Origin of the sequence: Paraburkholderia sprentiae WSM5005 (assembly GCF_001865575.2) — a bacterium.
Taxonomy (GTDB): domain Bacteria; phylum Pseudomonadota; class Gammaproteobacteria; order Burkholderiales; family Burkholderiaceae; genus Paraburkholderia; species Paraburkholderia sprentiae.
This window is the reverse complement of sequence record NZ_CP017561.2, coordinates 221,491-236,567: the sequence shown is the minus strand read 5'-3', so window position 1 is coordinate 236,567 and position 15,077 is coordinate 221,491. Positions and strand designations below refer to the sequence as shown.

Sequence of the window (15,077 nt, the reverse complement as noted above, 5' to 3'; positions counted from 1 at the left end):
GCGGTCCGCGGCAGCGAAAAGGCCCGGCAGGCTTTGGCTTGCCGGGCCATTTTTTATTGCGCCTTTTCATTGCTTCGTTTGTTGGCGCGTTTCTGAACTGCTGGCGCTCTGCATTCTTGTCGGTCGATTTTGCCCGCCGCGCTTTGCACCGTCCGTGGGCGCCGGGCGCATCGGTCCAGCAGCGGCTACAATGACATGCTTTCCGCCAACGCCGGCGCAAGCCCTCGTCCGCCATGACCCAGCCTGCTCAATCCGCCACGCCAGTCCGTTCCGAGCCCGCCTATACCCGCGGCGCAGCGCTGCCCGCGCTGCTGAACTCGCGCATCCTGATCCTCGACGGCGCGATGGGCACGATGATCCAGCGCTACAAGCTCGACGAAGCCCGCTATCGCGGCGAGCGCTTCAAGGACTACACGCGCGACATCAAAGGCAACAACGAATTGCTGTCGATCACCCAGCCGCAGATCATCTCCGAGATTCACGAGCAATATCTGGCGGCGGGCGCGGACATCATCGAGACCAACACGTTCGGTGCGACCACGGTTGCGCAGGCCGACTACGGCATGGAGTCGCTCGCCGTCGAGATGAACCTCGAATCGGCGAAACTCGCGCGCGCCGCATGTGACAGATACGCGACGCCGGACAAGCCGCGCTTCGTCGCGGGCGCGATCGGCCCGACGCCGAAAACCGCGAGCATTTCGCCGGACGTCAACGATCCGGGCGCGCGCAACGTGACCTTCGACGAACTGCACGCCGCCTACTACGACCAGGCGAAAGCGCTGCTCGACGGTGGCGCCGACCTGTTCCTCGTCGAAACGATCTTCGACACGCTGAACGCGAAGGCCGCGCTGTTCGCGCTCGACGAGCTGTTCGAAAACACCGGCGAGCGGCTGCCGATCATGATCTCGGGCACCGTCACCGATGCGTCGGGCCGCATTCTGTCGGGCCAGACCGTCGAGGCCTTCTGGAACTCGCTGCGTCACGCGAAACCGCTCACGTTCGGCCTGAACTGCGCGCTCGGCGCGGCGCTGATGCGCCCGTACATCGCCGAGCTCGCGAAGCTGTGCGACACCTACGTGTCGTGCTACCCGAACGCCGGCCTGCCGAATCCGATGAGCGACACGGGCTTCGACGAATTGCCCGCGGATACCTCGGGGCTGCTGAAGGAGTTCGCGGAAGCGGGGCTCGTGAATATCGCGGGCGGCTGCTGCGGCACGACGCCCGAGCACATCGCGGCGATCGCGAAAGCGCTCGCCGAGCTGAAGCCGCGCAAGTGGCCCAGCCAGTATCGTGACGCGGCCTGAGCCGGCCCGACGCACTTCACCCGACGTCCAGCACGTCCAGCACGTCCAGCACGTCCTTTAACGCACGCACCCGACTCGCACACACGCCATGACCGATCACACCATGCGCCTTGCCGGCCTCGAGCCGTTCAACGTCACGTCCGGGACGCTCTTCATCAATGTTGGCGAACGCACCAACGTGACCGGCTCGAAAGCGTTCGCTCGAATGATCCTGAACAATCAGTTCGACGAAGCATTGGCCGTTGCACGCCACCAGGTCGAGAACGGCGCGCAGGTGATCGACATCAACATGGACGAGGCGATGCTCGATTCGAAAGCGGCGATGGTGCGCTTCATGAATCTGATCGCGTCGGAGCCGGACATCGCGCGCGTGCCGATCATGATCGACTCGTCGAAGTGGGAGGTGATCGAGGCGGGCCTGAAGTGCGTGCAGGGCAAGGCGATCGTCAACTCGATCTCGCTGAAGGAAGGCAAGGAAGCGTTCGTTCATCATGCGAAGCTGATTCGCCGCTATGGCGCGGCTGCCGTCGTCATGGCGTTCGACGAGCAGGGCCAGGCCGACACGTTCACGCGCAAGACCGAGATTTGCAAGCGCTCTTACGACGTGCTCGTCAACGAAGTCGGCTTTCCGCCCGAAGACATCATTTTCGATCCGAACATTTTCGCGATCGCGACGGGCATCGAGGAACACAACAACTATGCGGTCGACTTCATCGAGGCGACCCGCTGGATCAAGCAGAACCTGCCGTACGCGAAGATCAGCGGCGGCGTGTCGAATGTGTCGTTCTCGTTCCGCGGCAACGACCCGGTGCGCGAGGCGATCCACACTGTGTTCCTCTATCACGCGATCCAGGCGGGGATGGACATGGGCATCGTCAACGCGGGCCAGCTTGGCGTGTATGCCGAACTCGACCCGGAACTGCGCGAGCGCGTCGAAGACGTCGTGCTGAACCGCCGCGAAGACGGCACCGACCGCCTGCTCGAAATCGCCGACAAGTTCAAGAGCGGCGCCGCGAAGAAGGAAGAGAACCTCGAATGGCGCAACCAGCCGGTCGAGAAGCGTCTCGCGCATGCGCTCGTCAGCGGCATCAACACGTTTATCGTCGAAGACACCGAGGAAGTGCGCGCGAAGATCGCCGCCGCGGGCGGCCGCCCGATCAACGTGATCGAAGGTCCGCTGATGGACGGCATGAACATCGTCGGCGACCTGTTCGGCCAGGGCAAGATGTTCCTGCCGCAGGTCGTGAAGTCCGCGCGCGTGATGAAACAGGCAGTCGCGCATCTGATCCCGTTCATCGAGGAAGAAAAACGCCAGCTCTCGGCGGCCGGCGGCGACGTGCGCGCGAAGGGCAAGATCGTCATCGCGACCGTGAAGGGCGACGTACACGACATCGGCAAGAACATCGTGTCGGTCGTGCTCCAGTGCAACAACTTCGAAGTGGTCAACATGGGCGTGATGGTCCCGTGCAGCGAGATCCTCGCGAAGGCGAAGGTCGAGGGCGCGGACATCGTCGGGCTGTCGGGCCTGATTACGCCGAGTCTCGAAGAGATGGCCTACGTCGCGTCGGAAATGCAGCGCGACGACTACTTCCGCGTGAAGAAGATTCCGCTGCTGATCGGCGGCGCGACGACCTCGCGTGTGCACACGGCGGTGAAGATCGCGCCGCACTATGAAGGACCGGTGGTCTACGTGCCGGACGCGTCGCGCTCGGTATCGGTCGCGTCCAGCCTGCTGTCCGACGAGGGCGCCGCGAAGTACATCGATGAACTGAACGCCGATTACAACCGCATTCGCGCTCAGCACGCGAACAAAAAAGCGCAGCCGATGGTCACGCTCGCCGAAGCGCGCGCCAATAAAACGAAAATCGACTGGACCGGCTATCAGCCGGTCAAGCCGAAGTTCATCGGCCGGCGCGTCTTCAGGAACTTCGATCTCAACGAGCTCGCGACCTATATCGACTGGGGTCCGTTCTTCCAGACGTGGGATCTCGCCGGCCCGTATCCGGCGATTCTCAACGACGAGATCGTCGGCGAATCCGCGCGGCGCGTGTTTTCGGACGCCAAGTCGATGCTCGCGCGCCTGATCCAGGGCCGCTGGCTGCAGGCCAACGGCGTGATCGCGCTGCTGCCGGCCAACACGGTCAATGACGACGACATCGAAATCTACACGGACGAATCGCGCACCGACGTCGCGCTGACCTGGCGCAATCTGCGTCAACAGAGCGTGCGGCCGGTGGTCGACGGCGTGATGCGGCCGAATCGCTCGCTTGCCGACTTCATCGCGCCGAAGGACTCGGGCGTCGCCGACTACATCGGCATGTTCGCGGTGACGGCGGGTCTTGGCGTCGACGTGAAGGAGCGCCAGTTCGAGAAGGATCACGACGACTACAGCGCGATCATGCTCAAGGCGCTCGCGGACCGGCTCGCCGAAGCGTTCGCCGAAGCGATGCACGCGCGTGTGCGGCGCGACCTGTGGGGCTACGCGAACAGCGAAACCCTGTCCAACGACGAACTGATCGCCGAAAAATACCGCGGCATCCGTCCGGCGCCAGGCTATCCGGCCTGCCCCGACCACCTCGTCAAGCGCGACATGTTCGAGGTGCTGCAGGCGAACGAAATCAACATGAGCGTGACCGAATCATTGGCGATGCTGCCGGCCGCGAGCGTATCGGGTTTCTACCTCGCGCACCCGGACAGCACCTATTTCTCGGTCGGCAAGATCGGCGCGGATCAGCTCGACGACTACGCGCAGCGGATGTCGCTTACGAAGGCGGACGCCGAGCGCGCATTGGCGCCATTGCTTTGAGCGCGAAGCGATACGTGGCGCTGGCTATGCCGCCGGCGCCGCGCGCCACTATATCGAGTGCGAAAGACTGAATATTTCGCGCCACCGCATTTTCGGCTTTGTAGACTGAGTCGGCTTTCATCCCGTCAGGCGCGAGCACGACGCGCCGGCTCATCGAGATCGCAACCGTCAACGGAGAAAATCGTATGAAAAAGCTGACGCTGTTATTGACCGCTGTTTCGCTGGCCGCGGGCGCTGCCGTGGCGCTCGCGCAACCCGCCGCGCCGGCGGGCTCGAGCGCGGTCAGTTCTTACTCGCCGCCGACCGAGGCACACGTCAAAAAGGCGAAGAAGCACAAGAAGACGAAAGGCGCGGCAGCGTCGGCGGATTCCGCGAGCCAATAAGCGGCCTAGCGGACGAGCCTTCCGAATCACAAAGAGCCCGCGGCGAGCGGGCTCTTTTCTTGTCTGCGCCAGAAACGCCTACTAACTGCTCCGAACGGGCCACCGCGCTCGAGACCCGGCAACAATCAGAGCCCCCAAACGATATCCGCGTTTTCCTTCTGCGCCGAGCGCAGCATGTCGAGGAACGGGTAGGCGCGTTGCGCGAGTCCGGGCGGAATCTCGTGACGCTCGTGGCCGTCCTCGCCCTCGTGAAAATGGCCATCGTGCTCGGCGCGCGCCTGCTTGTCGAAGCTGATCGCCGCTTCTAGTTTTTCGATGGCGGGGCCCAGCTCCTCGTGAGTAATGACACCCCGCTGTCCAAGGCGTTTGCCGACAATGCCGACCAGATACTGCGCCAGATTCTCCAGCATCATGACGTCCGGGCAGGCGTGGCACTTGAAAGTAATCAGCATGACTGCTCCCTTTTTCGTTATGTCGGGTCGACGCACGAGCGTCCCACGGGCGGCAACAGCGCGCGCCTGACGTGGCGCCGGCAAGGCGCAGCGGCCACTGCCTCTCGCGGGCAACTCATTGAACATATTAGCACCTGCTAAAATCCGTCTGAACGGAAAAGCGCGCCGCCCAGCGCCATGTACGGCGAGGCTCGACGAGCATCGCGCATGTGTGCGATCGGGGGCGTCGAACCATCGACCGCTAGCCGCGTGCGGCGCGAGCCAGCGTAACGGCGAGCCGCCATGCGGCGCCCGCCGCGTTGCGCTGCTTGCGCTGCGTTTCGTCGCATCGCCTCGGGGAGAGTCTGCCGGTGCCGCCGCCGTCAGCGCCGCCATGCGCGCGGGCCGCGTTCCACGCTTGCGACACCGGCCGTGGCCGGCGCCTCTTCCGCCTTACCGGATTGCCTCACTGGACTCGCCACAAGCATGCTGCCCGCACATAAACACACACTCGAAACACTGCTCGCCGAGACGGTGAAGCAGGTCGCGACTGCCACGCAAGGCGCGACCGAAGCCGCCTTCGTCTCGCCCGCCATCGCGCTCGAGCGCCCGAAAGTCGCCGCCCACGGCGACGTCGCGTGCAACGTCGCGATGCAGCTCGCCAAGCCGCTGCGCGCCAACCCGCGCCAGCTCGCGCAACAGATCGTCGATGCGCTGCTCGTCAATGCGCAGGCCAAAGGCCTGATCGACACCGCTGAAGTGGCGGGCCCCGGCTTCATCAATCTGCGGCTCACGGCCGCGGCCAAGCAAGGCGTGATCGCCGCCGTGTTCGCCGAGCAGGACGCGTACGGCCGCTCGCGGCGCGACGCCGGCAAGCACGTGTTGATCGAGTTCGTGTCGGCCAACCCGACCGGCCCGCTGCACGTCGGTCACGGCCGCCAGGCCGCGCTCGGCGACGCGCTCGCGAACGTGCTCGCGTCGCAGGGCTGGGACGTGCATCGCGAGTTCTACTACAACGACGCCGGCGTGCAGATCCATACGCTCGCGCTGTCGACCCAGGCACGCGCACGCGGCCTCGCGCCCGGCGACGAAGGCTGGCCCGCGTCGGCCTACAACGGCGAGTACATCGCCGACATCGCGAAAGACTATCTGAACGGCATCACGGTCGAGGCGAGCGACGGCGAGCCCGTCACCGGCGCGCGCGACGTCGACGACCTCGAAGCGATCCGCCGCTTCGCGGTCGCGTATCTGCGTCGCGAGCAGGACATGGACCTGCAGGCGTTCGGCGTGAAGTTCGACCAGTACTACCTCGAATCGTCGCTGTACACGGAAGGTCGCGTCGAGAAAACGGTCGACGCGCTGATCGCCGCGGGCAAGACCTACGAGCAGGAAGGCGCGCTTTGGCTGCGCACCACCGACGACGGCGACGACAAGGACCGCGTGATGCGCAAAACCGACGGCACCTACACGTACTTCGTGCCGGACGTCGCCTATCACGTCGCCAAGTGGGAGCGCGGCTTCACGAAGGTCATCAACGTGCAGGGCTCGGACCACCACGGCACGATCGCGCGTGTGCGCGCGGGCCTGCAGGGTCTCGGCATCGGCATTCCGAAGGGCTACCCCGACTACATCCTGCACAAGATGGTCACGGTCATGCGCAACGGCGAAGAGGTGAAAATCTCGAAGCGGGCGGGCAGCTACGTGACGGTGCGCGATCTGATCGAATGGTCGGGCGGCGCGACGCCGGGCTCGGAAGCGGCCGTCGATCTGATCGACGAGGAGACCATTCGCCGCGGCCGCGACGCGGTGCGCTTCTTCCTGATCTCGCGCAAGGCGGACACCGAGTTCGTGTTCGACATCGACCTCGCGCTGAAGCAGAACGACGAGAATCCGGTGCACTACGTGCAATACGCGCATGCACGCATCTGCTCGGTGATCGCCGAGTGCAACGCGCGCTACGGGCTGGACGAAGGCGCGCTCGCGAACGTGGATCTCGCGCCGCTCGCGAGCGAGCGCTCGATGGCGCTGCTCAACAAGCTCGCCGAATTCCCGGACATGCTGCAGCACGCCGCCGACGAGCTCGCGCCGCACGCGGTCGCGTTCTACCTGCGCGAACTCGCCGGAGAATTTCACTCGTTCTACAATGACCGTGCCGAGCGCGTGCTGGTCGACGATGCGGCCGAACGCAATGCTCGCGTCGCGCTGCTCGCGGCCACGCGCCAGGTGCTGGCCAACGGTCTCGCGACGATCGGCGTCTCCGCTCCCGTCAAGATGTAACTCCTGCGGCGCAATATGCACGCGGCCGTCGTTATAATCGACGGCCGTTCCTGGATTCTTTTTGCAGGTGATTCGTACGATGGCAACACCACGCCGCACAACAAAGCAGTCGAAGCAAACCGGGGGCACTTTTCTCGGTATCGTGCTGGGCCTGATCGTCGGCCTGGCGATCGCGGTAGTGGTGGCGCTGTATATCACCCGTGCACCTACGCCGTTCGTGTCGAAGGTCGCGCCGCCGGCGGCGACGGACAACGGCGCGAGCCAGGCGCAATACGATCCCAACCGTCCGCTACAAGGCAAGACGCCGGGCCAGCCGGTGCCGCAAGCCGCGCAACCCGCGCCGCCGAACACCGCGCCGGGTCAGACCAACGCGCAGACCCAGTCGGGCATGCTCGAAGAACCGCAGATCGTCGAAGTGCCGCCGTCGGCCGGCAACGCGAACAACAACGGCACCGCGGTCGCGCCGAATCCCGCGCAGGAAAACGGCACCGGCGGCATCATCGCGCCGGCGCCGGCGAAGAAGCCACAGACGTCGAGCGCGCCGACCGCCACCGCGGCAGGCTCCGCACCGAAGGGCCCGAGCACGACCACCGCGGCCAACACCAAGCCGGGCTCGGCCGCCGCGCCCGCGCCGGGCGACGCGAACACCGGCTACTTCCTGCAGGTCGGCGCGTACAAGACCGCCGCCGACGCCGAACAGCAGCGCGCCCGTCTCGCGTTCCAAGGCTTCGAATCGAAGGTCACGCAACGCGATGCCGGCGGCGTCACGTACTACCGCGTGCGGATCGGCCCGTTTTCGAAGTTCGAGGACATGAATTCGAGCCGTCAGCGTCTGTCGGACGCCGGTGTCGATACCGCGGTGATCCGCTTCACCAAACAATAAATAAACGGTAATGCCGGCTCGCGCGGCGCGTCGAACTATCGGCGCGGCGCGCGGGTCACAAGCAGGATGGCCGCTTCGACCCGTATCGTATGGGGCGGCCGCCGAATCCGACCCGCGGTGACGGGCCTTTCGTATCGCGTCACCGCGCTCCCGCCTTATCTGGGTCTACACAACATGAAAAAACTGCTGAGCATCCTGTTTCTGTCGCTGGGCCTGATCGCGGCCAGCGCGCATGCGTCGCCGGCCGCGCCGGTCGCCGGCAAGGACTACACCGTGCTGGCCTCGCCGCAGCCGACCGACGTGCCGGCCGGCAAGATCGAAGTCACCGAATTCTTCTGGTACGGCTGCCCGCATTGCAATGAATTCGAGCCGTTCCTCGAAGCTTGGATCAAGAAGCAGGGCCCGGACGTCGTGTTCCGCCGCGTGCCGGTCGCCTTCCGCGACGACTTCATCCCGCACTCGAAGATGTACCACGCGCTCGACGCGCTCGGCGTCGCGAACGAACTGACGCCGAAGGTCTTCAACGAAATCCACGTCAACAAGAACTACCTGCTGACGCCGGAAGACCAGACCAAATTCCTCGCGAAGCTCGGCGTCGATCCGAAGAAGTACATGGAAGCGTATAACTCGTTCTCGACGCAAAGCGCGCTGCAGAAGGACAAGAAGCTGCTCGACGACTACAAGATCGACGGCGTGCCGACGCTCGCCGTGCAGGGCAAGTATGAAACCGGCCCGGCCGCGACCGGCACCCTGCCGGGCACGGTCCAGGTGCTCGACTACCTCGTCTCGCAAGTCCGCGCCAAGAAGATGTAAGCACGAGGCGCCGGTATGACTTCACCGCTGAAGGTTTTCATTACCGGCGCTTCGAGCGGCATCGGCCTCGCGCTCGCCGGCGAATACGCACGGCGCGGCGCGATTCTCGGCCTCGTTGCCCGCCGCGGCGACGCGCTCGCCGCGTTCCAGCAGTCCCATCCCCAGAACACCGTCTCGATCCATGCCGTCGACGTGCGCGACGCGGAAGCGCTCGCCGATGCGGCCGCGCGCTTCATCGCCGCGCACGGCCTGCCCGACATCGTGATCGCCAACGCCGGCATCAGCCGCGGTGCGCTGACAGGTCACGGCGATCTGCGCACCTTCCGCGAGGTAATGGACATCAACTACTTCGGCATGGTCGCGACGTTCGAGCCATTTGCCGCTGCGATGGCCGAGTCGAAGCGCGGCACGCTGGTCGGGATTGCGAGCGTCGCGGGCGTGCGCGGCTTGCCGGGTTCGGGCGCGTACAGCGCGTCGAAGTCGGCGGCGCTCAAGTATCTCGAGGCGTTGCGCGTCGAGATGCGGCCGTTCGGCGTCGGCGTCGTCACGATCGCGCCCGGCTATATCCGCACGCCGATGACCGAGCACAATCCGTACAACATGCCGTTCCTGATGGACGCCGACCGTTTCGCGGCGAAGCTCGCGCGGGCGGTCGAACGGCAGACGTCGTTCGCGGTGTTTCCGTGGCAGATGCGCGTGGCCGCGATGCTGCTGCATGTGCTGCCGCGCTGGCTCTACGACCGCGTGTTCGAACGCGCGCCGCGCAAGCCGCGCGCCGTCACCGAGTAAATCATGCAGCCCCGTGCGGTCGATGCAGCCGGCGTCGCGCACGATTACGCAGGCGCCGATGCGCGCATCGTGTCGCTGGTGCCGAGCCTCACCGAAACCCTGTTCGCGCTCGGCCTCGAGCGGCAGATCGTCGGGCGCACCGGCTTTTGCGTGCATCCGCGCAACAAGGTTCGCGCGGTGCCGAAGGTCGGCGGCACGAAGGCCGTCAAACTCGACGCGCTCCGCGCGCTGCGCCCCACCCATCTGATCGTCAACATCGACGAAAACGAACGCGACACCGTCGAGCAACTGCGCGCGTTCGTGCCGCACATCGTCGTCACCCATCCGCAGACCCCGCGCGACAATCTCGCGCTGTACGCGTTGCTCGGCGCGATCTTCGGACGCGAGGATGAAGCGCAGCGCTTGAGCACCGCGCTCGATGCGTGTCTGCGCGAAGCCGCCGCTCACACCTTCGCCGCGCAGAACGTGCTGTACCTGATCTGGCGCGAACCGTGGATGAGCGTCGCGCGCGACACTTACATCGCCGCGATGCTGCGTCTCGTGAACTGGCACACGCTGCCCGACGTGCACGGCGGCAGCGTGGGCGCCGCGCGTTACCCCACGGTCGACTTCGACGACGCGCCGTGGCTCGCGCGAGTCGACCGCGTATTGCTGTCGAGCGAGCCGTACCGCTTCACAGCCGCGCATCGCGATGCGCTCGCGGGCGATCCGCGTCTACGCGGCAAGCGCATCGAGCTGATCGATGGCGAAATGACGTCGTGGTACGGCGTGCGCGCGATCCACGGCATCGCCTATCTGCTGCGCCGGACCGCGGCGGCCTGAGGCGGCAACACGGCCGCGCCGCCCCATATGGATATGTCGATTAAATTGTTGTCGCTATAGTGGCCCTTCGATAAGCTTTCGCGAAGGCGCGCCGCCCGCCAGGCCTCGAAGCTCAGCCCCGCAGGCCTCAGGCCGGGATTGCCGACCTGTACGGGCGGCGCCGCCACAAACACAACCAGACGCACTGCCTGACTGCGCTCGTTACCGGAGATCCTATGCGCTTCAAACTGCTCGCGGCCGCCTTCCTGCTCACGGTGCCCACGCTCGTGCTCGCCAAGCCGTTGACCGTCTGTACCGAATCGAGCCCCGACGGCTTCGACGTGGTGCAGTTCAATTCGCTCGTCACGACCAATGCATCGGCCGACGTCATTTTCAACTCGCTGGTGTCTTTCGACGAAGCCGCGAAGAAGGTCGTGCCCGCGCTCGCCGACAAATGGGAAGTAAGCGCCGACGGCCTGACCTACACGTTCCACCTGCGCCCGAACGTGCAGTTCCAAACTACCGATTACTTCAAGCCGACCCGCGCGGTAAATGCCGACGACGTGATCTTCACGTTCGACCGCATGCTCAACGACAGCAATCCGTGGCACAAGGTGGCGGGCGCGAGCGGCTTCCCGCACGCGCAGTCGATGGGGCTGCCGAAGCTGATCAAGTCGATCACCAAGCTCGACGACAACACGGTCAAGTTCGAACTTAACGAGCCGAACGCAACCTTCGTGTCGATCCTGACGATGGGCTTCGCGTCGATCTATTCGTCCGAGTATGCGGATCAGTTGCTGAAGGCCGGCAAGCAGGTCGACCTGAACGCGAAGCCGATCGGCACCGGGCCGTTCACGCTGAAGAGCTATACGAAAGACGCGGTGATCCGCTACGACGTGAACCCGAGCTACTGGGGGCCGAAGCCGAAGATCGAGCGCCTGATCTACGCGATCACGCCGGACGCGACGGTGCGTGCGCAAAAGGTGAAGGCTGGCGAATGCCAGATCGCGCTGTCGCCGAAGCCGCAGGATCTCGCCGACGCGAAGCGCGACAAGTCGCTCGCGATCGTGCAGACGCCCGCGTTCATGACGGCCTTCGTCGCGCTGAACACGCAGAAGAAGCCGCTCGACAACCAGAAGGTGCGCGCGGCGCTGAACATGGCATTCGACCGCACCTCGTATCTAAAGACCGTGTTCGACAATACCGCGACGCCGGCCGTGAACCCGTATCCGCCGAATACGTGGAGCTACAACCGGTCGATCAAGGGCTGGCCGTACGATCCGGCGAAGGCGAAGCAGTTGCTCGCCGACGCAGGCTATCCGAACGGGTTCGAAACGACGATCTGGGTGCGTCCGAATGGCAGCGTGCTGAATCCGGATCCGAAGGCCGGTGCCGAAATGCTGCAGGCCGACTTTGCGAAGATCGGCGTGAAGGCGGAAGTCAAGATTATCGAATGGGGCGAGTTGATCAAGCAGGCGAAGCAAGGACAGCATGACACGCTGTTCATGGGCTGGGCTGGCGACAACGGCGATCCGGACAACTATCTGTCGCCGCTGTTCAGTTGCAATGCGGTGAAGTCGGGCATCAACTTCGCGCGTTTCTGCGATCAGGATCTCGACAAGCTGATCGCCGACGGCAAAGCCACGGCCGATATCGCCAAACGCACCAAAGCGTACGAAGCCGCGCAGCAGATCATCCACGACGAAGCGCTGTGGATTCCGCTCGGCTATCCGACCGCCGCCGCGATCACGCGCACGAACGTGAGCGGGTATCACGTGAGTCCGTTTGGGCGGCAGAACTTTGGGGCGGTGGTAGTGCAGTGATTTCGTGCTGCGACTGACGCAGCCCGCTCTGCAAGAAAGCCCGGTTTCGTCCGGGCTTTTTTTCGTTCAACGCATGAGTTTGGCTCGTTGCATCTAACACTGCGTAACCTTTTTCCGACGTAGATAATTGCTTGCGAAGTAGCCGCCCACACTTTGACAGAAGGAATGGATATGGCAATACAGGGACAACTGACAGTAGCCTCAGTCAGAACGATACGGACGTATAACGTCCGCGCCGGGATTGGCTACCTGCTCATGCGCATGGCACGTTTCGAGTACCGAAGCGTATTTGGCGCCGACCCTGAAGTCTATGAAATCGGTGTCAAGCCAGGCGATAGCATGGACAGGATGGCGAGGGCTCAAGGCACCACGACCGAGACGTTGAGAAAACTGAACCCGACGGCCACTGTTCTTCGCCCTGGACAAGTGTTGAAGTACCGGAAAGCTTCAGTTCAAAGCGTGATTGCAGGCTGGCACCCCGTCTCCACGACATTGATAGCACAGCGATATAACGGAGGTCGTGAGCCAAACTACGCCAGAAAGCTTGATTACGCGTTGTCATTGGTGCGTAAAGGAAAGGCAGCCCTATGCACACAATAAAACTGATCTGTTTCGGCCTGGCCGCCTGCCTGCCAACAATGGTCCCTGCGGCCGCAACTGCTCCCGTTGCAAGCGAGAAGGCTCTGCGCGAGGAATGCAGCGCGTTCTCGCAAGCGGGAATGCGGGACTGTCTGGCGGAAAAAGCAGAGGCCAGTCAGAAGGCCCTCAGACGAGCCGAGCAGAAGATGGCTGGCACCCTCTCCAAATGGGATGAAGACAACAAGTACGTCAACCAGGCCAAGGCAAAACTCGTCGCATCAAACACGAAATTCGCTGAGTACCGCGGGACTCAATGCGAATTCGCAGCTTCGCTAAGTGGTGGTGGGGCCGGCAGTGCGCGCGAAATGGGTCGTTTGGCTTGCGTTTCGGAACTGAACAACCGGCGCGCCCAGCAACTACGCGACGCTGCCTCTGATTTGCCGTTGAAGTAGTTCGCACGAGAAGACACCAAGCACCGTTGCGCCGCCCAGTGCCGTCGCGTAGCGCGGATCATTCGTCCGCGCTTCTACGCCCGCAGCAGACGGCCAGGATCACACCACCCCAAACCGAATCACCCCATCCCCATCCTGCGTCCGCTTCAAATCCCCCGCCCGCCACAGCAGATGCAAATGCGCGAGCGCCTCACCCATCGCGAACGTCATCTGATGGATATCGAGCTGGCGCTTGAACATCAGCGGCACGATATCGGCGGCGCTGCGCGGCTTTTCCGCACAAGCTTCTCGCACTTCGGCGAGCCGCGCGTCGTGATGCTCGCGCAATTGCCGGATCCGTGTGCCCACGCCGCGAAACGGCTTGCCATGCGACGGCAGCACCAGCGTGTCTTGGGGCATCGTCTGGTAGCGGCCGAGCGACTCCAGATACAGTTCCAGCGGTGAGCCCTCAGGCTCGACGTCGAACACCGACACGTTGGTCGAAATGCGCGGCAGCACCATGTCGCCGGAAATCAGCGTGCCGGTTTCCGCGCAGTGCAGCGCGCAGTGCTCCGGCGAGTGGCCGAAGCCCGTCACCACACGCCACGTCCTGCCGCCGATCCTGACCTCCTCGGCTTCGCGCAAACGGCGGTACTGCGCCGGAATTGCCGGCACGAGGCTCGAGTAATAGCTGTTGCGATTGCGCAGCTTGTCGAGCGATTCGGCGTCGTTCAGACCATGCCGCGCGAAGTGCCGCGCCGCGGCCTCGCCGCCCGCGTTCGAACCGTCGCCGGACGCCATCACGCGCGCCTGCATGTATTCGCCGACAGTCATCCACAGCCGCGCGTTCCAGCGCTTCTTATCGCCGCCGCCGCACACCCAGTGCGCCAGACCGATGTGATCGGGATGGCAATGCGTGACGATCACGCGCAGCACCGGCAGGCCGTCGAGCACCGAGTCGAACACACTTTCCCAATTCGCTTTGATGATGTCCGACGTGATGCCGCAGTCGACCACGGTCCACCCCCGCTGTCCGTCCATTTCATCGCGCAGCAGCCACAGGTTGATATGGTCGAGCGCGAATGGCAGCGGCATGCGCAGCCATAGCACGCCGGGCGCGACTTCCATCGTGCGGCCCGCGTCGGGCATCGTGTCGTTGAACGGGTATTGGAGTTGATGTTCGAGTGCATTCATGGGGCTGTCTTCCTCCGACGACCCTCCGGCATGGCAAGGTGTGCGATGCCGGTCGGCCTGGTTGTGGTTGCTTTCCGCTCAGGTTGACGATAACGTAAACGTTGATTCTATCGTCCAATTCGGTTTTGTGTCCGGCCACACGGCCACGAGATGTCCTGATGAATACGCAATACACGATCACCGAACTCGCACGCGAATTCGACGTCACGCCACGCGCGATTCGTTTCTACGAGGATCAGGGTTTACTCTCGCCGAGCCGCGAGGGTTCGAGCGGCTTGCGGCGCGTCTATTCGGGCCGCGACCGCACGCGTCTGAAGCTCACGCTACGCGGCAAGCGGCTCGGCTTCACGCTGTCGGAGATCCGCGACCTGCTCGACGTCTATGAGTCGCCGACCGACACCGTCTCGCAGTTGCATGCGTTTCTCGCGACGGTCGCGCGTCATCGCGAAGTGCTCGAGCGCCAGCGCGAAGATCTCGATGCGACGCTGGAAGACCTCGCGCAGTACGAAGCGCAGGCGCGCGCGCTGCTCGATGGTGCCAGGCAGGACGCGAAGCCTGCCTGA

13 protein-coding genes are annotated in these 15,077 nt (G+C 64.1%); 11 read left to right on the top strand and 2 right to left on the bottom strand.

Features of this window, described 5'->3' with window-relative positions; all coding sequences use genetic code 11:
* Window positions 1-233 precede the first annotated feature (233 nt).
* The 3 genes from BJG93_RS01120 (at window position 234) to BJG93_RS01110 (ending at window position 4,493) form a co-directional block, all read left to right on the top strand.
* Window positions 234-1,304, top strand: coding sequence for a homocysteine S-methyltransferase family protein (locus BJG93_RS01120; protein ID WP_027199535.1), 1,071 nt, complete (start codon window positions 234-236; stop codon window positions 1,302-1,304).
* An 88-nt stretch (window positions 1,305-1,392) separates the two neighbouring features.
* The gene (gene metH / locus BJG93_RS01115) at window positions 1,393-4,110 is read left to right on the top strand and encodes a methionine synthase (protein ID WP_027199534.1); all 2,718 of its coding nucleotides are present in this window, start codon (window positions 1,393-1,395) and stop codon (window positions 4,108-4,110) included.
* 185 nt (window positions 4,111-4,295) lie between these two features.
* Window positions 4,296-4,493 carry a hypothetical protein gene (locus BJG93_RS01110; protein ID WP_027199533.1) on the top strand — a complete coding sequence of 66 codons (198 nt, stop codon included), beginning with the start codon at window positions 4,296-4,298 and terminating at the stop codon, window positions 4,491-4,493.
* 125 nt (window positions 4,494-4,618) lie between these two features.
* Here the strand turns inward: BJG93_RS01110 and BJG93_RS01105 are convergent, their stop codons facing one another.
* Complete coding sequence (locus BJG93_RS01105; protein ID WP_034479801.1) at window positions 4,619-4,945, bottom strand: DUF1840 domain-containing protein; 327 nt, start codon at window positions 4,943-4,945, stop codon at window positions 4,619-4,621.
* 465 nt (window positions 4,946-5,410) lie between these two features.
* On the opposite strand from BJG93_RS01105, the gene argS reads away from it, so the two are divergent.
* The 7 genes from argS to BJG93_RS01065 all read left to right on the top strand — a co-directional run bounded on the left by argS (window position 5,411) and on the right by BJG93_RS01065 (window position 13,341).
* On the top strand, window positions 5,411-7,201 hold the full coding sequence (gene argS / locus BJG93_RS01100) for an arginine--tRNA ligase (protein ID WP_027199531.1): 1,791 nt from the start codon (window positions 5,411-5,413) through the stop codon (window positions 7,199-7,201).
* A 79-nt stretch (window positions 7,202-7,280) separates the two neighbouring features.
* On the top strand, window positions 7,281-8,084 hold the full coding sequence (locus BJG93_RS01095) for an SPOR domain-containing protein (protein WP_071336569.1): 804 nt from the start codon (window positions 7,281-7,283) through the stop codon (window positions 8,082-8,084).
* A gap of 174 nt (window positions 8,085-8,258) precedes the next feature.
* On the top strand, window positions 8,259-8,897 hold the full coding sequence (locus tag BJG93_RS01090; RefSeq protein ID WP_027199529.1) for a thiol:disulfide interchange protein DsbA/DsbL: 639 nt from the start codon (window positions 8,259-8,261) through the stop codon (window positions 8,895-8,897).
* A 15-nt stretch (window positions 8,898-8,912) separates the two neighbouring features.
* Window positions 8,913-9,686, top strand: coding sequence for an SDR family oxidoreductase (locus tag BJG93_RS01085; RefSeq protein WP_027199528.1), 774 nt, complete (start codon window positions 8,913-8,915; stop codon window positions 9,684-9,686).
* A 3-nt stretch (window positions 9,687-9,689) separates the two neighbouring features.
* Complete coding sequence (locus BJG93_RS01080; RefSeq protein ID WP_027199527.1) at window positions 9,690-10,508, top strand: helical backbone metal receptor; 819 nt, start codon at window positions 9,690-9,692, stop codon at window positions 10,506-10,508.
* Window positions 10,509-10,723: 215 nt separating this feature from the next.
* Complete coding sequence (locus BJG93_RS01075; RefSeq protein WP_027199526.1) at window positions 10,724-12,310, top strand: ABC transporter substrate-binding protein; 1,587 nt, start codon at window positions 10,724-10,726, stop codon at window positions 12,308-12,310.
* A gap of 587 nt (window positions 12,311-12,897) precedes the next feature.
* A complete protein-coding gene (locus BJG93_RS01065; RefSeq protein WP_027199525.1) occupies window positions 12,898-13,341 on the top strand; it encodes a lysozyme inhibitor LprI family protein in 444 nt (147 codons plus the stop codon).
* Window positions 13,342-13,440: 99 nt separating this feature from the next.
* Here BJG93_RS01065 and BJG93_RS01060 read toward each other — a convergent pair whose 3' ends face one another.
* Complete coding sequence (locus tag BJG93_RS01060; RefSeq protein WP_027199524.1) at window positions 13,441-14,514, bottom strand: MBL fold metallo-hydrolase; 1,074 nt, start codon at window positions 14,512-14,514, stop codon at window positions 13,441-13,443.
* A 158-nt stretch (window positions 14,515-14,672) separates the two neighbouring features.
* On the opposite strand from BJG93_RS01060, the gene BJG93_RS01055 reads away from it, so the two are divergent.
* Window positions 14,673-15,077, top strand: a complete 405-nt coding sequence (locus BJG93_RS01055) for a MerR family transcriptional regulator (RefSeq protein WP_027199523.1) — start codon at window positions 14,673-14,675, stop codon at window positions 15,075-15,077.